This window comes from Rhodococcus opacus (assembly GCF_012396235.1).
GTDB classification, from domain to species: Bacteria; Actinomycetota; Actinomycetes; order Mycobacteriales; family Mycobacteriaceae; genus Rhodococcus_F; species Rhodococcus_F opacus.
The window spans coordinates 41,885-63,771 of the sequence record NZ_JAAXPA010000028.1 but is presented as its reverse complement, the minus strand read 5'-3'; the positions used below and the strand labels follow the sequence as shown (position 1 = coordinate 63,771).

21 protein-coding genes are annotated in these 21,887 nt (G+C 67.1%); 19 read left to right on the top strand and 2 right to left on the bottom strand.

Features of this window, described 5'->3' with window-relative positions; genetic code table 11:
• The first annotated feature begins 3 nt into the window (after window positions 1-3).
• Window positions 4-558: a hypoxanthine phosphoribosyltransferase gene (gene hpt, locus HGB39_RS29385; RefSeq protein ID WP_005244976.1), complete on the top strand. Its 555-nt coding sequence runs from the start codon at window positions 4-6 to the stop codon at window positions 556-558.
• Window positions 559-573: 15 nt separating this feature from the next.
• Here hpt and HGB39_RS29380 read toward each other — a convergent pair whose 3' ends face one another.
• On the bottom strand, window positions 574-2,694 hold the full coding sequence (locus HGB39_RS29380; protein WP_005574764.1) for a serine/threonine-protein kinase: 2,121 nt from the start codon (window positions 2,692-2,694) through the stop codon (window positions 574-576).
• Between the two features lie 164 nt (window positions 2,695-2,858).
• On the opposite strand from HGB39_RS29380, the gene HGB39_RS29375 reads away from it, so the two are divergent.
• The 18 genes from HGB39_RS29375 to HGB39_RS29290 all read left to right on the top strand — a co-directional run bounded on the left by HGB39_RS29375 (window position 2,859) and on the right by HGB39_RS29290 (window position 21,209).
• Window positions 2,859-4,205, top strand: coding sequence for an amidase (locus HGB39_RS29375; RefSeq protein ID WP_005574765.1), 1,347 nt, complete (start codon window positions 2,859-2,861; stop codon window positions 4,203-4,205).
• Window positions 4,206-4,415: 210 nt separating this feature from the next.
• Window positions 4,416-6,686 (top strand): ATP-dependent zinc metalloprotease FtsH, encoded by a 2,271-nt coding sequence (gene ftsH, locus HGB39_RS29370; RefSeq protein ID WP_005574768.1) that lies wholly within the window; start codon window positions 4,416-4,418, stop codon window positions 6,684-6,686.
• Window positions 6,687-6,746: 60 nt separating this feature from the next.
• Window positions 6,747-7,364, top strand: coding sequence for a GTP cyclohydrolase I FolE (gene folE / locus HGB39_RS29365; protein ID WP_025431746.1), 618 nt, complete (start codon window positions 6,747-6,749; stop codon window positions 7,362-7,364).
• Window positions 7,361-8,218, top strand: coding sequence for a dihydropteroate synthase (folP, locus tag HGB39_RS29360; RefSeq protein WP_005262143.1), 858 nt, complete (start codon window positions 7,361-7,363; stop codon window positions 8,216-8,218). Before folE ends, folP begins: the two co-directional genes overlap by 4 nt.
• Window positions 8,211-8,573 carry a dihydroneopterin aldolase gene (gene folB, locus HGB39_RS29355; RefSeq protein WP_005262144.1) on the top strand — a complete coding sequence of 121 codons (363 nt, stop codon included), beginning with the start codon at window positions 8,211-8,213 and terminating at the stop codon, window positions 8,571-8,573. Before folP ends, folB begins: the two co-directional genes overlap by 8 nt.
• Window positions 8,570-9,082, top strand: a complete 513-nt coding sequence (gene folK / locus HGB39_RS29350) for a 2-amino-4-hydroxy-6-hydroxymethyldihydropteridine diphosphokinase (RefSeq protein ID WP_005574769.1) — start codon at window positions 8,570-8,572, stop codon at window positions 9,080-9,082. Before folB ends, folK begins: the two co-directional genes overlap by 4 nt.
• A 20-nt stretch (window positions 9,083-9,102) precedes the next feature.
• Entirely contained in the window at window positions 9,103-9,570 is a 468-nt protein-coding gene (locus HGB39_RS29345; protein WP_182624050.1) for a DUF3180 domain-containing protein, read from the top strand.
• A 70-nt stretch (window positions 9,571-9,640) separates the two neighbouring features.
• Window positions 9,641-10,597 carry a DUF6779 domain-containing protein gene (locus HGB39_RS29340; RefSeq protein WP_182623544.1) on the top strand — a complete coding sequence of 319 codons (957 nt, stop codon included), beginning with the start codon at window positions 9,641-9,643 and terminating at the stop codon, window positions 10,595-10,597.
• Window positions 10,598-10,744: 147 nt separating this feature from the next.
• Window positions 10,745-11,671, top strand: a complete 927-nt coding sequence (locus HGB39_RS29335; protein ID WP_037242324.1) for a Rossmann-like and DUF2520 domain-containing protein — start codon at window positions 10,745-10,747, stop codon at window positions 11,669-11,671.
• 5 nt (window positions 11,672-11,676) lie between these two features.
• Window positions 11,677-12,609 (top strand): pantoate--beta-alanine ligase, encoded by a 933-nt coding sequence (panC, locus tag HGB39_RS29330; protein ID WP_043794050.1) that lies wholly within the window; start codon window positions 11,677-11,679, stop codon window positions 12,607-12,609.
• 18 nt (window positions 12,610-12,627) lie between these two features.
• Complete coding sequence (gene panD / locus HGB39_RS29325; protein ID WP_005262154.1) at window positions 12,628-13,074, top strand: aspartate 1-decarboxylase; 447 nt, start codon at window positions 12,628-12,630, stop codon at window positions 13,072-13,074.
• Between the two features lie 3 nt (window positions 13,075-13,077).
• Entirely contained in the window at window positions 13,078-13,893 is an 816-nt protein-coding gene (locus tag HGB39_RS29320; protein WP_005574776.1) for a type III pantothenate kinase, read from the top strand.
• A gap of 122 nt (window positions 13,894-14,015) precedes the next feature.
• Entirely contained in the window at window positions 14,016-14,549 is a 534-nt protein-coding gene (locus tag HGB39_RS29315; RefSeq protein ID WP_005574778.1) for a cupin domain-containing protein, read from the top strand.
• Window positions 14,546-14,968, top strand: coding sequence for a rhodanese-like domain-containing protein (locus HGB39_RS29310; protein WP_005244960.1), 423 nt, complete (start codon window positions 14,546-14,548; stop codon window positions 14,966-14,968). Before HGB39_RS29315 ends, HGB39_RS29310 begins: the two co-directional genes overlap by 4 nt.
• A 61-nt stretch (window positions 14,969-15,029) precedes the next feature.
• A complete protein-coding gene (gene lysS, locus HGB39_RS29305) occupies window positions 15,030-16,541 on the top strand; it encodes a lysine--tRNA ligase (RefSeq protein WP_005262157.1) in 1,512 nt (503 codons plus the stop codon).
• A 138-nt stretch (window positions 16,542-16,679) separates the two neighbouring features.
• On the top strand, window positions 16,680-17,030 hold the full coding sequence (locus tag HGB39_RS29300) for a histone-like nucleoid-structuring protein Lsr2 (protein WP_005262159.1): 351 nt from the start codon (window positions 16,680-16,682) through the stop codon (window positions 17,028-17,030).
• A gap of 100 nt (window positions 17,031-17,130) precedes the next feature.
• Window positions 17,131-18,066 carry an esterase/lipase family protein gene (locus tag HGB39_RS29295; RefSeq protein ID WP_043794042.1) on the top strand — a complete coding sequence of 312 codons (936 nt, stop codon included), beginning with the start codon at window positions 17,131-17,133 and terminating at the stop codon, window positions 18,064-18,066.
• 605 nt (window positions 18,067-18,671) lie between these two features.
• Window positions 18,672-21,209 (top strand): ATP-dependent Clp protease ATP-binding subunit, encoded by a 2,538-nt coding sequence (locus tag HGB39_RS29290; protein ID WP_005244954.1) that lies wholly within the window; start codon window positions 18,672-18,674, stop codon window positions 21,207-21,209.
• A 69-nt stretch (window positions 21,210-21,278) separates the two neighbouring features.
• On the opposite strand, the gene HGB39_RS29285 is transcribed toward HGB39_RS29290, so the two are convergent.
• A complete protein-coding gene (locus HGB39_RS29285; protein ID WP_064079914.1) occupies window positions 21,279-21,860 on the bottom strand; it encodes a TIGR03086 family metal-binding protein in 582 nt (193 codons plus the stop codon).
• Window positions 21,861-21,887: the final 27 nt, after the last annotated feature.

Below are 21,887 nucleotides of genomic sequence, written 5' to 3'. Positions count from 1 at the left end.
CGCGTGTACGAAGGCGACATCGCATCGGTACTGATCTCCGAGGACGAGATTCGTCGACGTACCGTCGAACTGGCCGAGGAGATCGCCAAGCGCTACCCGGAGGGCGCCCCGGAAGGGGATCTGCTCCTGGTGGGTGTCCTCAAGGGCGCCATCTTCTTCATGACCGACTTCGCGCGGGCCCTCCCCATCCCCACCCAGATGGAGTTCATGGCCGTCAGCTCCTACGGGTCGTCGACGTCGTCCTCCGGCGTCGTGCGCATCCTCAAGGACCTCGACAAGGACATCGCCGGCCGGCACGTGCTGATCGTCGAGGACATCATCGACTCCGGTCTGACGCTGTCCTGGCTGATGCGCAACCTGTCGAGCCGCAACCCGGCGTCCCTCGAGGTCGTCACGCTGCTGCGCAAGCCCGACGCCATCAAGGTCGACGTCAACGTCGCGAACGTGGGCTTCGACATCCCCAACGAATTCGTCGTCGGGTACGGCCTCGACTACGCCGAGCGGTACCGCGACCTGCCGTACATCGGGACCCTCGAGCCTTCCGTCTACGGCGGCTGATCTCCGCGCTGCTCGTCAGCGGACGGGTTCGTGCGACACGGCGAGCTCCAGCGCCCGTAGGTCCTGCTCCAGTTGCCGGAACAGCCAGTACACGCCGACGAACGCGAAGATGCCGCCGACGCACAGGATGCGGACCGCGATGATCACGAGCGTGATCTCGTCGGGCGACAGGAACGTCACCCCGGCCACACCGGCCAGCGGAACCGAAGCGGCCACCGCGAGATACAGCGTGCTCCGGCGGTCGAGGCCCCGCAGTTTGTGCGCGTCGGCGCTGCTGGCGATGTCCTGCGGCAGCAGGGTCGGGTAGATACAGCGCACCGCGAAGAACGCGACCACGAAGAACGGGTACGCCACCGACACGGCACCGCACACGATCAGTGATGCGATGAAGTGCACGTACGCGCCCGGCGGAACGTTCCCCGCCGCGAGTTGCAGGGAAATCGGATAGGCGATGCCCGCGATGACCCACAACCCGAACACCACCAGCACGACGCGGTCGCCGAGCAGCAGTGTGTCGGTGCGGGCCCGGGCCAGTGTCTGGCGGTCGTACGTTTTCCCCTTGCGCAGACCACGCGGAACGAGCAGCGGATATCGGCACCAGTAGAGCAGCATGATCGCGCCCAGCGGGAACGCAATCGAATTGATCACCAATTGGATCGATTCGAACGAGTGCTGGGCCTCCGGCGTCAGATTGCTGATGATCAGCATCTTGTTGTGGTGGTAGTTGTAGGCGCCGGCGAGAGCGTTCGGCACCGCGATACCGATCACCAGAATCGGGAGCGCGAAGCGGCGCAGCCGCATGCGCCAACTGTTCGGCGGCGGATCGACGAGGTCGCGGGCCCGGGGATTCAGGCACAGGTCGAATTGCTGGGCCAGTTCGGCACCGGACGACCACCGGTCCTCCGGCTTCGGTGCCAGACACGTCAGGAGTACCCGTCGCAGCGACGGCGGGCAGTCGTAGGGCAACTGGTCGAGGAACTCCGGGTCGATGTCGCGACTGCGGCGGTCCAGCATCGCTTCGAGTGCGACGAGCGACTCGCTCGACACGTCCTCGTCCTCGAACGGACGCCGCCCGCACATCAGCTCCCACAACATCACGCCGAGCGCGAAGATGTCGCTGCGGGTGTCGAGGTCCGCCGCCGTCCCGGGCATACCGCGGTGACACGCCTCGAGTTGCTCGGGGGACATGTAGGCCAGGGATCCGCCGAAGTAGGCGAGCGGTGACGCGCCAGTGACGGTGTCGCTGAAACTGATGTTGAAATCGGCGAGCTTCGGCACCCCCTCGGCCGTCAGCAGGATGTTGGCGGGCTTGATGTCGCGGTGCAGGACGCCGCGCTTGCCGGCGTAGTCGAGGGCGTCCGCCAGTCGCCGCCCCAGCCACGCGATCGTCTCCGGCCAGGTCAGCGATGCGATTTCGTCCCGCACACTCGAGTCGGTGGGCCTGATCTCGCCCTTCTCCCGCATCTCCTCGTCGACCACATCCAGCAGCAGGCTGCCCGTCCGGTCCTGTTCCGGGGTGACGCGTACGCGGCGCAGAACCCGCAGCAGGGTGCCGCCCGGCAGGTACTGCATGTAGAGAAGGCGCAGTTCGCGGTCCTCGAGCAACCGCTGGTCGAACACGCGCACGATGTAGTTGTGGTCGAGCTGGGCGAGGGTCTGCGGCTCGTTCCCCTTGTCGTGCGAGATCTTCACCGCGACGAGTCGCTGCATCGACCGCTGCCGTGCCAGGAACACGCGGCCGAACGCGCCGCTGCCCAGGCCCATCAGCAGATCGAAGTCGTCGACCTGCTGTCCGACCTCGACATCGTCGAGCGCCGCATTGCCCGGCGGCGTGGTGATGAGCGTGTCCGGCTGGCGGGCGGTCACGGTCGGACCGGCGGCCGCGGTCTGTTCGGCGGCCGCGGTTTGCTCGGCGGGTGCGGTTTGCTCGGCCGCCGCGGTGTGTTCGGCGGCGGCGGTCTGCTCGGCGGTCATGGTCCGTGCGGACATGGTTTGCTCAGCAACCACCGTCGACGGTCCGGCCGCGACCGTCGCTTCGCTGCTCTCGTGTTCGGAGTTCGTGACTCCGACGGTCCGTTCGGCAGAGTCCGATCCAGCGGCCGATCCGTCTCTGCCCGACCCGTTTCCTCTGGTCATTGCACATCGAGGGTTCTACTGGGCGGGTTCTCTGGGCACATCGAGGTTGTCTGGAGCGGTGTGAAGAGTCCCATCCAGGGACAAGCGAATGGTAACCCCGCAGACCTACTGTATCCAGCGCGAATACTCGAAACGACTGCTTCCCTGCACCATATACTCGGGTGATGGGGGACTCCCCGTTCACCTCAGCCGTCGTCGTCGCCGAGCAGGTTCGCTCGGGCGTCTCGAGCCCGATGGAGCATGTCGAGGCCGCGCTCGCGGCCATCGACGAGCGTGAACCGAAGATTCAGGCGTTCGTCACGGTCCTCGCCGAACAGGCCCGAGCCGACGCCCTCGCCCTCTCTCGCCGGCCGGATCTGTCCACGCTTCCGCTGGCAGGAGTGCCCGTCGCGATCAAGGACGTCATTTCCGTGGCCGGACTGCCGATGCGCGAGGGATCGGGTGCGACCAGTGCCGAACCGAAGGTTTCCGATCACCCGGTCGTCGCGCGACTGCGGGCGGCGGGAGCGGTGGTCGTCGGCCTGACCACCCTCCCCGAGCTGGCGGTGTGGGGAACCACCGACGCGCCCGGCCACATCACCCGCAATCCGTGGAATCCGTCGCGGACCTGCGGGGGTTCGTCCGGGGGAGCGGCCGCCGCCGTGGCCGCGGGGATGGTGCCCCTGGCCCACGGGACCGACGGTCTGGGGTCGATCCGCATCCCCTCCGCGAACTGCGGAGTGTTCGGTATCAAACCGGGCAGGGGAGTGGTGCCGTCCGAACTCGGCGCCACCTCGTGGTTCGGGATGGCCGAGAACGGGCCCATCGCCACGACCGTCGACGACGCCGCTCTCATGCTGTCCGTCCTCGCCGACCGGCCCGAACTCGCGCGGATCGGCGCGTCGGAACCACTGCGGATCGCGGTGGCGGCAGGGTCGCCGACATTCCTGGCCACGGTCGATCCGCAGTGGCGGGATGCGGCCGTGCGCGCGGGCAGGGAACTGACCGGCTCGGGCCATGACGTCGAGCCTGCGACGTTGCCGTACCCGGTCAACCTGCTTCCCGTTCTCGCCCGCTGGACCGCGGGAACGGCCGCCGACGCGAAGGGGCTCGATCTGCGGCTACTGCAGCCGCGGACCCGCAGGCACGTCGCGGTGGGCCGCGCGCTGGGCCGGTTCGTCCGCCCCGAGCAGGTGGGCAGGCTCGAAGAGTCGCTGCGCGCATTCTTCGAGAACTACGACGTGGTGATCACACCCGCTCTCGCGCAGCCGCCGCTCGCGGCGACGACGTGGAGCGAGCGGTCGTGGCTGTCGAACATCGTGGCCAACGTGCGGTACGCCCCGTTCAGTGCGCTGTGGAATCTCGTCGGGTGGCCCGCGGCGAGTGTGCCCGTCGGCACGCACTCACACTCGGGCACACCGCTGGCCGTGCAGATCGCGGCACCGCCCGGAGGAGAGGCCAGGATCCTGGCCCTGGCCGCTCACATCGAGCGGGTGGGCGGCGGCTGGCCGAGGGTCGCGCCCGCGCGGTGAACTCCCGCACATTCGGACCCGGATCGAGTCCGAGGGAACCGATGGGCAATCGCATGCGTTGAAAGAAAGAGACCGCTCCCAACGGCGGTTGGCTGCTACCTGGAGTCGCCGGGGTGCCTTCGCGGTAACCTGGTTTGTCCGGTTGGCAGCCGGAAGGCGCACCCGGAAGACCCGCACTCTCGAAAGGACCGGCCATCTCGGCCGACCTGTATGAACCGTAAGACTGTGTTTCGAAACCTGGCGATAGTTGCCGGCATCCTGCTGGTGATCTACGCCTTCAGCTACTTCGGCAACGACACGCGCGGATTCAAGGGTGTCGACACCTCCGTGGCGATCGCGCAGCTCGACGCGAACAACGTCGACAAGGCGCAGATCGACGACCGGGAGCAGCAGGTCCGCCTGTGGCTGAAGGACGGCAACGACGCGACCGACGGCAAGACCGAGATCCTCGCGAAGTATCCGGCGTCGGCGTCCGAGCAGATCTTCAACGAGATCTCCGACAAGGGCCTGCAGAGCTACAACACCACGGTCACGCAGGAGAGCTGGCTCACGTCGATCCTGTTGTTCGTCCTGCCGATGGTGATCCTGCTCGGCATCTTCTTCTTCGTGATGAGCCGCATGCAGGGCGGTGGTCGCGGCGGCGTCATGGGCTTCGGCAAGTCGAAGGCCAAGCAGCTCAACAAGGACATGCCGAAGACCACGTTCGCCGACGTCGCGGGTGCGGACGAGGCCGTCGAAGAGCTGTACGAGATCAAGGACTTCCTGCAGAACCCGATGCGCTACCAGTCGCTGGGAGCGAAGATCCCGCGCGGTGTGCTGCTCTACGGGCCGCCCGGAACCGGTAAGACCCTCCTCGCCCGCGCGGTGGCAGGCGAGGCCGGTGTCCCGTTCTTTACGATCTCCGGTTCGGACTTCGTCGAGATGTTCGTCGGTGTGGGTGCGTCCCGTGTGCGCGACATGTTCGACCAGGCCAAGCAGAACAGCCCCTGCATCATCTTCGTCGACGAGATCGACGCCGTCGGACGCCAGCGTGGCGCGGGCCTCGGTGGCGGACACGACGAGCGCGAGCAGACCCTCAACCAGTTGCTGGTCGAGATGGACGGTTTCGGTGACCGCACCGGCGTCATCCTCATCGCCGCCACCAACCGCCCCGATATCCTGGACCCGGCGTTGCTGCGTCCGGGCCGCTTCGACCGGCAGATCCCCGTCGGCGCCCCGGATCTCGCCGGCCGTCGCGCCATCCTGAAGGTTCACTCGCAGGGCAAGCCGATCGACCAGCACGCCGACCTCGAAGGCCTGGCCAAGCGCACCGTCGGAATGTCGGGTGCCGATCTGGCCAACGTCATCAACGAGGCCGCGCTGCTCACCGCCCGCGAGAACGGCACCGTCATCACGGAGGCTGCGCTCGAGGAATCCGTCGACCGTGTCGTCGGCGGCCCGCGCCGCAAGAGCCGCATCATCAGCGAGCACGAGAAGAAGATCACCGCGTACCACGAGGGTGGGCACACGCTCGCCGCGTGGGCGATGCCCGACATCGAGCCCGTCTACAAGGTCACCATCCTCGCCCGCGGCCGCACCGGCGGTCACGCGATGACGGTGCCCGAGGACGACAAGGGCCTGATGACACGGTCCGAGATGATCGCCCGCCTCGTCATGGCGATGGGTGGCCGCGCGGCCGAGGAACTCGTGTTCCACGAGCCGACCACCGGTGCGTCCTCCGACATCGACATGGCGACGAAGATCGCGCGGTCGATGGTCACCGAGTACGGCATGAGCGCGAAGCTGGGTGCGGTGCGGTACGGCCAGGAGGGCGGAGACCCGTTCCTGGGCCGGTCGATGGGTCAGCAGTCCGACTACTCCCATGAGGTCGCACGCGAGATCGACGAAGAGGTCCGCAACCTCATCGAGGCCGCGCACACCGAGGCGTGGGCGATCCTCAACGAATACCGCGACGTGCTGGACATCCTGGCCACCGAGCTGCTCGAACGCGAGACGCTCACCCGCAAGGATCTCGAGAAGATCTTCCACAGCGTCGAGAAGCGCCCGCGCATCACCGCGTTCAACGACTTCGGCCACCGGACCCCGTCCGACAAGCCGCCGGTCAAGACGCCGCGGGAACTCGCGGTCGAGCGCGGCGAGCCGTGGCCCCAGCAGCCCGAGCCGGTGTTCGCCCAGCAGCAGTCGCAGCAGGCTCCGCCGCAGCAGCAGTACCCGCAGCCGGCACCCGCCAACGGCTACTCGCAGCCGGCACCGGCCAGGCCGCAGGGTGGGATGACGCAGCCGCGTCCGGACTACGGCGCCCCCGCGGGTTGGTCGGCTCCGGGCTGGCCGCCTCGCGATCCGGGCAACCAGAATCCGGAGGGCCAGTACTCCGGAAACCAGGGTCCGGGGAACCAGTGGAACCCACCGCACGAGCAGCGTGGCACCGGCGACGACGACGCGCAGACGAGGGCCTGGAAAGGACCGGACGGATCGAACTGATCCGCCCGACACTAGGCTGTTGCTTCGGGACGATCGGTCCCGGTACTGGAGGAGTTTCGGTTGTCGGTGAATCATCTCGGTAGTGAGCCCGTGGCGCTCGAGACAGGCCGGGTGTTCGATCAGCCGCGTGCCGAAGCTGCGGTGCGCGAACTGCTGATCGCGATCGGTGAAAACCCGGACCGTCCCGGACTCCGGGATACGCCCGCCCGCGTGGCGCGGTCGTACCGCGAGGTCTTCGCGGGCCTCTACACCGACCCGGACACCGTGCTGAACACGACGTTCGACGAGGGGCACCAGGAGCTGGTGCTCGTTCGCGACATTCCGCTGTACTCCACGTGTGAGCACCATCTCGTGTCGTTCCACGGGGTCGCCCACGTCGGGTACATCCCCGGTAAGACGGGCAAGGTGACCGGCCTGTCGAAGCTGGCGCGCGTGGTCGACCTGTACGCCAAGCGTCCGCAGGTGCAGGAGCGTCTGACCAGCCAGATCGCCGACGCTGTCATGCGCAAGCTGGACCCGCGCGGTGCGATCGTGGTCATCGAGGCCGAGCACCTGTGCATGGCGATGCGGGGGATCCGCAAGCCTGGTGCGAGTACCACCACCTCCGCGGTGCGTGGTCTGCTCCAGTCCAGCGCGGCCTCACGTTCCGAGGCTCTGGACCTTATTCTGCGGAAGTGACCGTGATCGAGTTGCCCGCGCCAGGCCGAACCGTGGTGATGGGCGTCCTGAACGTCACCACCGATTCCTTTTCCGACGGCGGACGTTTCCTCGATCGTGACGCGGCGCTCGCGCGCGGTCTGGAACTGAAGCGTCTCGGCGTCGACATCGTCGACGTCGGCGGCGAGTCCACCCGGCCGGGCGCGGCGCGGGTCGATCCCGACGTCGAAGCCGGTCGCGTCGCACCTGTGATCGCGGACCTGGTGGGCGAGGGCATCTGCGTCAGCGTGGACACGATGCGGGCGTCGGTCGCGGAGGTCGCGATCGAGGCGGGTGCGTCGATCATCAACGACGTCGCCGGTGGCCGTGCGGATGCGGCGATGGCCTCGGTCGTCGCGGACGCCGGAGTGCCGTGGATCCTGATGCACTGGCGTTCGGCTGCCGACTACGTGCACCGCGGCACCGCCGACCACTACGAGGACGTGGTCCGTGAGGTCCGGGACGAACTGATGACCCAGGTCGACCTGGCCGTGAAGGCCGGGGTGGATCCGGGTTCCCTGGTGCTGGATCCGGGTCTCGGATTCGCGAAGAACGCCGACCACAACTGGGCTCTGCTGAAGGCGCTGCCCGAGTTCAACGCGCTGGGATTCCCCGTCCTGATCGGCGCGTCCCGCAAGCGGTTCCTGGGTTCGCTGCTGGCGGATGCGGACGGGGAACCGCGCCCGCCCGCCGGCCGGGAGATCGCGACCGCCGTCGTCTCGGCGCTCGCCGCCACCCACGGAGCGTGGGGAGTGCGCGTGCACGACGCGCAGGGTTCCCTCGACGCCATCGCGGTCGCCGAGGCCTGGGCAAAGGGTGCAGCCGGACGTGAGTGATCGAATCGAGTTGCGCGGCTTGAAGGTTCGTGGCAATCACGGCGTCTTCGAACACGAGAAGCGGGACGGTCAGGACTTCTACGTCGACATCACCGTCTGGATGGACCTCGCCCCCGCCGCCGCATCGGACGACCTCGACGACACCCTCGACTACGGCGGACTGGCCGAGCGCGCGGCCGCGATCGTCGCGGGACCCTCACGGGACCTCATCGAGACCGTCGCCGCGGAGATCGCGGACGGGGTGATGACCGACCCTCGTGTCCGGCGCACCGAGGTGGTGTTGCACAAGCCGTCCGCGCCGATCCCGCTGACCTTCGCGGACGTCGCGGTGGTCGCGCACAGGTCGCGGCCATGAGTCGCGCGGTGTTGTCGATCGGGTCGAACGTCGGCGACAGCCTCGCCCATCTGCAGTCCGTTCTCGACGGTCTGGGCGACGCGGTCGTGGCGGTCTCTCCGGTGTATTCGACGGCGCCGTGGGGCGGTGTCGAGCAGCAGGACTTCCTCAACGCGGTCCTCGTCGTCGACGATCCCGCACTCGACGGTTACGGCTGGCTGCGGCGCGGGCAGGAACTGGAGGTTGCCGCCGACCGGGTGCGGATCGAACGGTGGGGCCCGCGCACGCTCGACGTCGACGTCGTCACGTGCGACGACGTCCGCAGCGACGACCCGGAACTGACGTTGCCGCACCCGAGAGCGCACGAGCGTGCCTTCGTGCTGATTCCGTGGCTGGACGTCGAACCCGACGCCGTGCTGCCGGTCGACGGGACTACGACCCGGGTGGACGCGCTGCTGCCACTGCTGGGCGACGAGGAACGCGCCGGTGTGCACCGGACGCAGCTCGTTCTGGACCGGCGGTCGCGATGAAGCCGGAACCGACGGGCACGATGAAACCCACCCGGATCTGGGATCTGCTGTTCCTGGCCGCTCTCGCCGTCGCCGCCACCTGGATTCTGGTCCGTGTGTTCTACGGTTCGTTTCCGCCGATTCCCGTGTACGCCGGGGCGTCGCTGTATCCGGTCGCGCTGATCGAGGTCGTGCTCGCGTTCATGGTGCGATCCCGGGTCAGCAACCATCAGGTGGGCGACGGACCGCGTCAGCTGCACCCGATCACCGCCGCCCGGGTGGCGGCGCTAGCCAAGGCGTCCGCGCTCGTCGGTGCCGCGACGGCCGGGGTGTGGGGCGGCTTCCTGCTGTACCTGCTTCCGCAGCGTTCGGTGCTCCGGGCCGCGGGCTCGGACACTCCCGGCGCGTGGGTGGGCCTCGTCGCCGCACTGGCCCTCGTCGGCGCGGCACTGTGGCTGGAACACTGCTGCCGCACCCCCGACGACCCCTCGGACGAGCCGGCGCATTGAGGACATGGAGGATCGCCGCAGGTCCGACGGAATGCGCGGTGCACCCTTCGCGGCCAAGTACCCTGGCACCATGACGAATCCTGGTCGCCTCAAGTCTGCGCGCCGCAACAAGCGCAGCGCGAGCCAGATGATCGTTGCGGGGTTGCTCGCCCTCGCGGTGATCGCGTCCCTCTTCCTGATCTTCAGCGACAGCGTCCAACTCCTGCGAGTGGGCCTGGTCGCCGCGCTGTGGGCTGCCACGGTCGGTGCCATCGCCATGACGAAGTACCGGCGCGAGTCGGCGCTCGACAAGGCGAAGGTCAACGACCTGCAGACCGTCTATGAGTTGCAGCTCGAGCGGGAGATCTCGGCACGGCGCGAATACGAGCTCACCGTCGAGAAGCGGGTGCGCAGCGACGTGCGCGCCGACGCCGAAGAACTCGCCGCGCTGCGTGCCGAACTCGCGTCGCTCCGCAAGAATCTCGAGGCCCTGTTCGACGGCGCGATGCCGACCGAACGGATTGCGCTGCGGGCGGATTCGACGCGTGTGCAGGAACTCGCAGGCGGGTCGTACAGCAGCTATCAGCCGGCTGCGTCGGGCCTGTACATCCCGGGAGCAGGGCATGCCGCCGGGGCCGGGCATCAGAGCGGTTCCGCCCAGTCTTCTCACCACTTCGCGAATCCGGACGACGATCCGGTCACCGCCGAGACGTCCATCGTGGAACCCGCCTACGCCGGGCAGACCGAACCCGAGATCGAGGTCGAACCGGAACCGGAGCCCGAGCCGGTTGCCGAGACCCGGCCGGCACCCGAGCCGGAGCCTGTCGCCCCGGTCGAGCCCGAATCGGTCCCCGAGCCCGACTCAGAGGCAGAGGCAGAGGCTGAGGCAGAGCCCGAAGCGCGGCAGGGCCGCCGTCGGGCGCCCGAGGACGACGAACCGTCGGGTGCGCACTCGAACGGGCTGTCCGTCGCCGAGATCATGGCCAACATGCAGTCGGCATCCGGGACCGGCCAGAGCACCGGTGGCCGGCGTCGCCGGGCCGAGTAAGGCCGGACGCGCCCGAGGATCAACCCGCATCGTGTGAGGCATATATCACTCTGCCGGCGCATGGCGGGGTGCGTTCGAGCCGGGCTATCCTCACCCTGGAACGTCTGGTACCCGCCGAGCGGGACTGGAACGAACGAGAGGACGAAGGTGACCTCTTTCGGGATCACTAATGGCCCTGCGCCTGCGAGGTTGACGGTAGGAATCGTCTCCGCCGGCCGGGTCGGTACAGCAATCGGTGCCGCGTTGGAGCGGGCGGGTCACGTCGTCGTCGCCTGCTCGGCTGTCTCCGACGCTTCACGTCACCGGGCACGGACCCGGCTCCCCGAGACCGAGATTCTGCCGGTGGCCGAGGTCGCGGCCCGCTCCGAGCTGCTCATTCTCGCCGTCCCCGACGCCGAACTGCCGTCACTGATCGCGGGGTTGGCCTCCACCCGTGCGGTGCCGAGTCGCGCGATCGTGGCGCACACCTCCGGCGCGAACGGCATCGGGATCCTCGACCCCCTCACCGAGCAGGGCGTCGTTCCGCTCGCGATTCACCCCGCAATGACGTTCACCGGGCACGACGAGGACACCGTCCGTCTCGCGTCCGCCTGTTTCGGCATCACTGCCGCCGACGACATCGGTTACGCGATCGCACAGTCGCTGGTCCTCGAGATCGGCGGCGAGCCCGTCCGGGTCCGCGAGGACATGCGACCGCTATACCACGCCGCCCTCGCGCACGGCAGCAACCACCTGGTGACGCTCGTCGTCGACGCCGTGGCCGCGCTGCGCGTCGCCCTCGAAGGCCAGGAACTGCTCGGCCAGGAGCTGATCGGCGACGATCCGAACGGCCTGGCCGAACGAGTCCTCCAGCCGCTGCTCTCCGCGGCGCTCGACAACGCCCTGCGGCGCGGGCCGTCGGCACTGACCGGGCCGGTCGCGCGGGGCGATTCGGAAGCGGTTGCCACGCATCTGCGGGTACTCGAAGAGGTCGATCCGCGGATCGCGGCCGGCTACCGTGCCCTGTCTCTGAGGTCGGCGCAACGCGCCGGCGCGACACCTGAACTGCTGGAAATCCTGGAAGACCGGAGGTGAGTTCCGTGAGCGATCTGCAGGGCGGATACAAGCGCGGCGAACTGACCGTGCACCACGACCCGAACGTGCTGACCCGGGTCTCGAAGGCGCTCCGCGGTGTCGGCCGCCAGGTCGCGCTCGTGCCGACGATGGGAGCCCTCCACACGGGTCACCTGGAACTGGTGCGGCAGGCCAAGCTCACCGGTGCGGTGGTGATCGTCTCGATCTTCGTCAACCCGTTGCAGTTCGGTGCCGGTGAAGACCTCGACGCCTACCCGCGCACCCTCGACGCCGATCTCGAACTGCTGCGCGAGGCCGGAGTCGAGCTGGCGTTCGTGCCCACCGCAGCCACCATGTACCCGACAGGACCGCGGACCACGATCCATCCCGGACCGCTGGGTGCCGAGCTGGAGGGCGCGTCCCGGCCGACGCACTTCGCGGGCATGCTCACCGTCGTCGCCAAGCTGCTGCAGATCGCGGCGCCGAACGTCGCGTATTTCGGCGAGAAGGACTACCAGCAGCTGACGCTGATCCGGCAGATGGTGACCGACCTGAACTTCGACGTCCGGATCTTCGGCGTGCCCACGGTGCGTGAACACGACGGGCTGGCACTGTCCTCGCGCAACCGCTACCTCGACGAGGCGCAGCGCACCGCGGCGACGGCACTGTCCGCGGCGCTCATCGCCGGCGCCCACGCCGCGGCCGGTGGCGCCGAGGCGATCCTGGCCACCGCGCGCGAGGTGCTGGCCTCCGTCCCGGAGGTGGAGGTCGACTACCTCGAAGTGCGGGGCGTCGATCTCGGCCCCGCCCCCGAACGAGGCGACGGCCGGCTGCTCGTCGCCGCCAAGCTCGGAACCACCCGATTGATCGACAACGTCGGTGTCGCCGTCGGCACCGGTTTCCTCGAACGCGACGCCGAACCACCGTCGGGCGCGGCCACAGAACTTCTTTCCCGCTAGAAGAGTAAGGACCGGAACATGTTTCGCACCATGATGAAGTCGAAGATCCACCGCGCCACCGTCACACACGCCGACCTGCACTACGTGGGCTCGGTGACGGTCGACCAGGATCTGATGGACGCCGCCGACCTCCTCGAGGGCGAGCAGGTGTGCATCGTCGACATCGACAACGGCGCGCGGCTCGAAACCTATGTGATCGCCGGCGAGCGGGGAAGTGGCGTCATCGGGATCAACGGTGCGGCAGCGCATCTGGTCAAGCCCGGCGACCTCGTCATCCTCATCGCCTACGGCGTCATGAACGAGCAGGAGGTGCGCGACTACGAGCCGCGCGTCGTGTTCGTCGACGCCGCCAACTCGCCGATCGAGCTCGGTGCCGACCCGGCGCACGCGCCGGAGGGCTCCGGTCTCATCACCCCGCGCATGCTGTCGACGCTCGACGCCGAGCGCGAATCCAGTTTGGTGTAACCCATGCTCCTCACCGTCGACGTCCGGAACACGAACATCGTTCTCGGTCTGTTCACCGGTACCGGTGAAAACTCGAAGTTGGTGCAGGACTGGCGGATGCGCACCGACGCGAGGATGACGGCCGACGAGCTGGCCCTGATCTTCCGGGGGCTCCTCGGCGCGCACACCGATCAGATCACCGGTGTATCCGCGCTGTCGACGGTGCCGTCGGTGCTGCGGGAGATCCGCGTGATGCTGACGCGGTACTGGGGGCACGTTCCGCACGTGCTGGTGGAACCCGGGGTGCGAACCGGTGTTCCGCTGCTCGTCGACAACCCCAAGGAGGTGGGCGCCGACCGGATCGTGAACAGTCTTGCGGCGCATCACCTCTACGACGCACCGTGCATCGTGGTCGACTTCGGGACGTCCACGTGCGTCGACGTCGTGTCCGCCAAGGGCGAGTTCCTCGGCGGCGCCATCGCGCCGGGCCTCGAGATCTCCTCGGACGCACTCGCGTCGCAGTCGGCGGCTCTGCGCAAGGTCGAACTGGTGCGGCCCCGCTCCGTCGTCGGCAAGAATACCGTCGAGTGCATGCAGTCGGGTGCGGTGTTCGGTTTCGCCGGGCTCGTCGACGGGCTGGTCCGCCGCGTGCGCAAGGAACTGCCCGCCTTCTCCGGTTCCGACGTGGTGGTGATCGCGACCGGTGACCGCGCGCCGCTGATCATGCCCGAGACGGAAACCGTCGACGAGCACGAACCGGATCTCACGCTCGAAGGGCTGCGCCTGGTCTACGAGCGGAATCAGGCTCGCCGGGGGGCGCGTCGCAGCCCGCTCGAGTGATGGGTTCCCTCTTCGCGGAAGTTATGTCAGAATGGTCCCCGTGAATCTCTGCACGAGTGCTCAGGAGTGTTGTCGAGGCTGAACGCTGCCTTGACCAATTCACACTTCTGGGAGTCTCTCTCGTGCTCGCAACGTATTCTTCTGCATCTGTACCCACCCGTCTTCGCCCGGCTGACCTGCTGCGCATCACCGACCAGGGTGCTTCCGAGGTCCTCGACGGCCGCCACGACGTCCTGCTCCCGCAGAGCTGGCCCACCCACGAGCGCTGGTCGACCCGGCTCTACTCGGACGACGACGTCGACGTCTGGCTGATCAGCTGGGTTCCCGACCTGAACACCGAATTGCACGACCACGCAGGCTCTTTCGGCGCGCTCACCGTTCTCAGCGGCGCGTTGTCCGAGTTCCGTTGGGCGGGTGACCGTCTGCGTCACCGCACTCTCGAGGCAGGCGATCAGGCCTCGTTCCCGCTCGGCTGGGTTCACGACGTCGTGCGGGCGCCGGACGCACCGGGGGCGGAGGTGGTGACGCCGACGCTGAGCGTGCACGCCTACTCGCCGCCGCTGTCGGCCATGTCCTATTACGAGGTCACCGACCACGGCACGCTGCGCCGTACCCGGACCGAGCTCACCGATCTCCCCGAGGGTGGTTCGAAGTGAACATCGACCAGATGCTCGAAGAGGCCCGCACCCAGATCGACCGCATGTACGCATTCGAGCTGCCCGAGGCCGTGGCGCGCGGCGCGATCGTGGTGGACATCCGCCCGCAGGCGCAGCGAGCGATCGAGGGAACGCTTCCCGGTGCGCTCGCGATCGAACGCAACGTTCTCGAGTGGCGTTGCGATCCCACCAGCTCGGCGCACCTGGCGCTGGCAGTGGACCACGACGTCGAGTGGATCATCGTCTGCTCCGAGGGCTACACGTCGAGTCTCGCCGCGGCGGCGCTGCAGCAGCTGGGTCTGCACAAGGCGACCGATCTCGTCGGCGGGTACAAGGCGATCAAGGCGGCGGGACTGCTGGGCTCCCTCATCGCCACGCAGCACTGCGTGCGGGAGCTGGCCACCGTCTCGGCTCACTGACCTCTGAACTCACTGACCTCTGAATAGGGGCACGCGCGGGCGTCGATTAGGCTGGTGACCCGTGAGTGAAGTAGCAGCCCAGCCAGTCGACGACACCCCCGAGCAGCTTCGGATCCGCCAGGAGAAGCGTGAGCGCATCCTCGCGGAGGGACGCGAGGCGTACCCGGTGTCGGTGGCGCGCACCCACTCGCTGGCGGAGATCCGGGCCAAGTACCCGGAACTCGAGCCCGACACGGCCACCGGTGACCAGGTCGGCGTCGTCGGCCGGGTGATCTTCGTGCGCAACACGGGCAAGTTGTGCTTCGCGACGCTGCAGGAAGGCGACGGAACCCAGCTGCAGGCGATGATCAGTCTCGCCGCGGTCGGGGAGGACGCTCTGGCCTCGTGGAAGGCCGATGTCGACCTCGGTGACTTCGTGTTCGTGCACGGTGAGGTGATCAGTTCGCGTCGCGGTGAGCTGAGCGTCATGGCCGATTCGTGGCAGATCGCGTCCAAGTCGCTCCGGCCGCTGCCGGTTGCGCACAAGGAGATGAACGAGGAGTCGCGGGTCCGGCAGCGCTACGCCGATCTGATCGTGCGCTCCGAGGCGCGGGAGAATGCGCGTAAGCGGGTGGCTGTCGTCCGTGAGCTCCGGAACGCGCTCGAGCGTCGCGGGTTCCTCGAGGTCGAGACGCCGATGCTGCAGACGGTGGCGGGTGGCGCGGCGGCCCGTCCCTTCATCACGCGTTCCAATGCCCTCGATATCGATCTCTACCTCCGTATCGCGCCCGAACTGTTCCTGAAGCGGTGCGTCGTCGGCGGTATCGAGAAGGTCTTCGAGATCAACCGGAATTTCCGCAACGAGGGTGTCGACTCGACGCACTCGCCGGAATTCGCGATGCTCGAGACGTACGAGGCGTACGGCACGTACGACGATTCCGCCGTCATGATCCGCGAACTCGTCCAGGAAGTGGCGCAGGCCGCTTTCGGTTCGCAGGTCGTCACTCTCGCCGACGGCACCGAATACGACTTCAGTGGTGAATGGAAGACCCTCGAGATGTACCCGTCGCTGTCGCAGGCGATCGGTGTCGAGGTCACTCCGTATAGCACCGTCGAGGAATTACTGGCGCTCGCCGAGAAGGTAGGCCTGGAGGTCCCCAAGGACAAGGGGTACGGGCACGGAAAGCTCGTCGAGGAACTGTGGGAGCACCAGTGCGGCGACCAGTTGTTCGAGCCGACGTTCGTCCGTGATTTCCCGGTCGAGACGTCGCCGCTGACTCGTGACCACCGCAGCAAGGCCGGGGTGACCGAGAAGTGGGACCTCTACATCCGCGGGTTCGAGTTGGCCACGGGCTATTCGGAATTGGTCGATCCGGTCATCCAGCGTGAGCGGTTCGTCGATCAGGCGCGTCTCGCGTCGGCCGGCGACGACGAGGCGATGGCCCTCGACGAAGAATTCCTCGCCGCAATGGAGCAGGGAATGCCGCCGACTACCGGTACCGGAATGGGAATCGACCGTCTGCTCATGGCTTTGACGGGATTGGGAATCCGCGAAACAATCCTCTTTCCCATTGTTCGTCCTTCCACTCGCTGATTCACCAGGGTGAATTCGCGCGGATAAATTCGATCCATTCCTCGTATTCCGAATCGGAAGAACAGGGGTATGGTTATCTCCGGGTCGTAGCTCACGTTGACGATGAGACGTCGCTTCATTCGAGAGGAATTTCATCCCATGGCTAAGAAGGTCACTGTCACCCTGATCGACGATGTCGATCAAGAGGCGTCTGCCGACGAGACGGTCGAGTTCGGACTCGACGGTGTTCAGTACGAGATCGACCTTTCCTCGGAGAATGCGGCGAAATTGCGCGAGCAGCTCGACGTGTGGGTTTCCCACGCGCGCAAGGTGAGCTCGCGCAAGCGCGGCAAGACCGTGGCGGCTCCGGCCGCCACCAAGTCCCGAGTTTCGGTCGATCGGGAACAGAGCGCCGCTATCCGGGAATGGGCGCGCAAGAACAACAAAAAGGTTTCTGCGCGCGGGCGTATCTCCGCGGAAATTATCGACGCCTACAACAAGGCGAACTGAAAGTTAGCTGGGGACCGAATTCGCTGATTCGCTCCGCGACGTGACCTGGACTGTTACCGTCCCGCACTGATCCGTTAATCGGGAAGTTCGGGGGGTAGCTGTGCGGCGCTGCGTGACCGTTTCAGTGATTCTGTTCCTGGCGTTCGTGATGTGGTCCGGGGTGGCGTCCGCAGCGCCTACCTATCCGGTGCCGGATTCCTTCCTCGCCGGAGTGCCCCTCGAATTGGGAAATCCGGGCGGTTCGGCCCCGGGTTCGAACGACTGGTCCTGCGTGCCGAGTGACGCGCATCCCGAACCGGTGGTCCTCGTCCACGGGACGGGAGGCGCACGCCAGACCAACTGGGCGGTATACGCGCCGCTTCTCGCCAACGAGGGCTACTGCGTGTATTCCCTCACCTACGGCAACTTCCCCGAACTGCCGTGGCCGCTCGATGCGATCGGCGGGATGACTCCCATCGACACCGGCACCGCTCAGATCGCCACGTTCGTCGATCAGGTGCTGTCGAGCACGGGGGCCTCGAAAGTCGATCTCGTCGGACATTCCCAGGGCACCCTGCAGGCGAACAACTACGTGAAGTTCTTCGGCGGCGCAGACAAGGTCTCGAAGATCGTGTCACTGGCACCGCCGTGGCACGGAACGTACGGCAACGATCAGATCAGCGTCGGGCGGTCCATGCGGGCGCTCGGCATCGACGACGAGGTGGCGGCAGGTTTCCCCGTCTGTGGGGCCTGCCCCGAGATGTTCCAGGGGTCCGCGTTCATCGACCGCATGCGGGCGGACGGGGTCTACGTTCCCGGCATCGAGTACACGAATATCGCCACCCGCTACGACGAACTGGTCGTCCCGTACACGAGCGGCATCGAGCCGGGTCCGAACACCACGAACATCGTCGTCCAGGACGATTGCGAGCAGGACTACTCCGACCACGTCGCCGTCGCCGGTTCGGCACGGGCCGCCGGATTCGTGCTCAACGCGCTCGATCCCGCCCACCCGCGCGACGTGCCGTGCCGTTTCGTCGCCCCCGTCGCGGGGTAGCCCTTTCTCGCCTCGTAGCCGGTTACCGGGGGAGTCTTGAGCAACCCGCTGGGTAACGGCGGCCGACGCCGGCGGAAAGGTATGGGTGGCGAACTCACAGCTCATCGACATACCCTGTCCGGACACGCAGGTCTCGCTTCCTTCGGGGAACGGGTCGCGAACTTCGCGGGCAAGAGGTTGTCGCATTTCTGCGACACCACGGTCACGACGTACCCGCAGGGTCCCGTCCAGGTACGTCTGGATGGTGAACAACTGGAAAGAAGTGTCCATTCGAGCCAGTCCCGGCGGCTACGAAATGGTGGTCCACATCGGCATCGCGGAGCCTGTTCGCTCCAGGCGTACAGCGAACGGGAAACGATTGCCGGAGCTGGGGCGTTAAATACGGGTAAGCAGGCCTGCTCGTCCATCTAATGGGGTGGAGGGGCAGCAGGTCGATCGGCAGCCAACTAGAGTAATAGCTGGGGTCGTGGAACCTTCGTCGGTTCGGGGCTTCGGCCCTCGGAGCAGGCGCTGGCGATCTGCTTGTAGTGCCGGAGCGAAACGCGGCGAACAGGGACGAGACACCCGGTCTCGTGACTGCACGTCGGAAAGTGTGAGGGAGAGCGATGTTCGAGAGGTTCACCGATCGCGCACGGCGCGTTGTTGTCCTGGCTCAAGAAGAAGCCAGGATGCTCAACCACAACTACATCGGTACGGAGCACATCCTGCTCGGCCTCATTCACGAGGGCGAAGGTGTCGCTGCCAAGTCGCTGGAGTCGTTGGGCATCTCCCTCGAAGGAGTGCGCAGCCAGGTCGAGGAGATCATCGGCCAGGGCCAGCAGGCCCCGTCCGGCCACATCCCCTTCACCCCGCGTGCCAAAAAAGTCCTGGAGCTCAGCCTGCGCGAGGCACTGCAGCTCGGACACAACTACATCGGTACGGAGCACATCCTGCTCGGCCTCATCCGCGAGGGTGAAGGCGTCGCAGCGCAGGTGCTGGTCAAGCTCGGTGCCGACCTCAATCGGGTGCGTCAGCAGGTGATCCAGCTGCTCTCCGGCTACCAGGGCAAGGAGCCGGCCGAGGCCGGCGGCACTCGCGGCGAGGCGGGCACCCCGTCCACGTCGCTGGTGCTCGACCAGTTCGGTCGCAACCTCACCCAGGCCGCCCTCGAAGGCAAGCTCGACCCCGTTATCGGCCGCTCGAAGGAAATCGAGCGCGTCATGCAGGTGCTGTCGCGCCGTACCAAGAACAACCCGGTGCTGATCGGCGAGCCCGGTGTCGGTAAGACCGCCGTCGTCGAGGGTCTCGCTCAGGCCATCGTCAACGGCGAGGTCCCCGAGACGCTCAAGGACAAGCAGCTGTACACGCTCGACCTCGGGTCGCTCGTGGCCGGCAGCCGTTACCGCGGTGACTTCGAAGAGCGCCTGAAGAAGGTCCTCAAGGAGATCAACACCCGCGGCGACATCATCCTGTTCATCGACGAGCTGCACACCCTCGTGGGTGCAGGCGCGGCCGAGGGCGCCATCGACGCGGCCTCGATCCTCAAGCCGAAGCTCGCCCGCGGTGAGCTGCAGACCATCGGTGCCACCACCCTCGACGAGTACCGCAAGTACATCGAGAAGGACGCCGCACTCGAGCGCCGCTTCCAGCCGGTGCAGGTCGGCGAGCCGACGGTGGAACACACCATCGAGATCCTCAAGGGCCTTCGCGACCGTTACGAGGCGCACCACCGCGTGTCCATCACGGACGGTGCACTCGTCGCCGCGGCCACCCTGGCCGATCGCTACATCAACGACCGCTTCCTGCCGGACAAGGCCATCGACCTCATCGACGAGGCCGGAGCCCGGATGCGCATCCGCCGGATGACCGCACCGCCGGACCTCCGCGAGTTCGACGACAAGATCGCCGACGCCCGCCGCGAGAAGGAGTCCGCGATCGACGCGCAGGACTTCGAGAAGGCCGCGAACCTGCGCGACAAGGAGAAGACCCTCGTCGCTCAGCGTGCGGAGCGGGAGAAGCAGTGGCGTTCCGGTGACCTGGACGTCATCGCCGAGGTCGACGACGAGCAGATCGCCGAGGTCCTGGGTAACTGGACCGGCATCCCCGTGTTCAAGCTCACCGAGGAGGAGACCACGCGTCTGCTCCGCATGGAGGAGGAGCTGCACAAGCGGATCATCGGTCAGGAAGACGCGGTCAAGGCTGTCGCCAAGGCGATCCGTCGTACCCGTGCCGGCCTGAAGGACCCGAAGCGTCCGTCCGGTTCGTTCATCTTCGCCGGCCCGTCCGGTGTCGGTAAGACCGAGCTGGCCAAGTCGCTCGCCAACTTCCTGTTCGGTGAGGACGACGCTCTCATCCAGATCGACATGGGTGAGTTCCACGACCGCTTCACGGCGTCGCGGCTGTTCGGTGCCCCTCCCGGCTACGTCGGCTACGAAGAGGGCGGCCAGCTCACCGAGAAGGTGCGCCGCAAGCCGTTCAGCGTGGTGCTGTTCGATGAGATCGAGAAGGCACACCAGGAGATCTACAACACGCTCCTGCAGGTGCTCGAAGACGGCCGTCTCACCGACGGTCAGGGCCGGACCGTGGACTTCAAGAACACGGTGCTCATCTTCACCTCGAACCTCGGTACCTCGGACATCTCCAAGGCTGTGGGTCTCGGCTTCACGTCCGGTAAGGGCGACGAGTCGAACTACGAGCGGATGAAGCTCAAGGTCCACGACGAGCTGAAGAAGCACTTCCGTCCCGAGTTCCTCAACCGCATCGACGACATCGTCGTGTTCCACCAGCTCACCACCGAGCAGATCGTTCAGATGGTGGACCTGATGGTGGCACGCGTCGAGGTGGCCTTGAAGAACAAGGACATGACGATGGAGGTCACCGACAAGGCCAAGTCGCTGCTGGCCAAGCGTGGCTTCGATCCGGTCCTGGGTGCGCGGCCGCTGCGTCGCACCATCCAGCGCGAGATCGAGGACCAGCTGTCGGAGAAGATTCTCTTCGGCGAGGTCGGCCCCGGTCAGATCGTGTACGTCGACGTCGAGAACTGGGACGGCGAAGGCGCGGGCGAGGACGCGAAGTTCACGTTCCGCGGCGAGACGAAGCCGGTCACGGTCCCCGACGAGGTTCCGGTCGACCTGGCCAAGTCGGGCGCAGCAGACTCGGAGTAGACAAGGCAGTAGTCGAACGACAACGGGCCGCCGGTGGTTTCCACCGGCGGCCCGTTCGTGTGTGCGGGGTCAGATGCTCTTGCGTCCCGACCAGTTGGCGAGGCGCTCGGTGGGACCGGCGGTGGGGTGCGGCTCGACCACGTCCGCGAACGGCACGTGCCCGCCGCGCGTATCCGCCGGGATCGCGTGCCGTGCGACGGCGAGCATGGCCTCGGCGAGCTCCGGGCGGGTTTCGGAGGGTTGGCTGGTGGCGACGGCCAGGTCCCATCCGTGCACGAGGGTCTCGTTGATGTAGCCCCAGATGGCGGCACGGCCGGGGACCGTGCCCCACGGCGCCGTCACCGTCGCGTCGAGCCGGCTGTCGTCGGTCCAGACGGACCACACGCGGTCCGTGGCGGACCGGTAGGCGTCCGCGTAGCCGTCGCCGGGGTAGTCGGTGACGACGAGCGGAACGGTGCTCGGGTCACCGCCCTCACCGATCACGCGCGCACGCTCCACGGTGGCGACCAGGTGGCCGAGCAGGGTGCGGACGTCGAAGTCGGCGCACGGAGTGGATGCCGTCAGCTGGTCCTCGCGGACTTTCTCGATGAGGCCGGTCGTCCAGGTGAGGGCTTCGAGGTACAGGGGCCGGGGATCTGTCGTGTTCGTCATGAGGCAACTATCGCCGCAAAACATGAC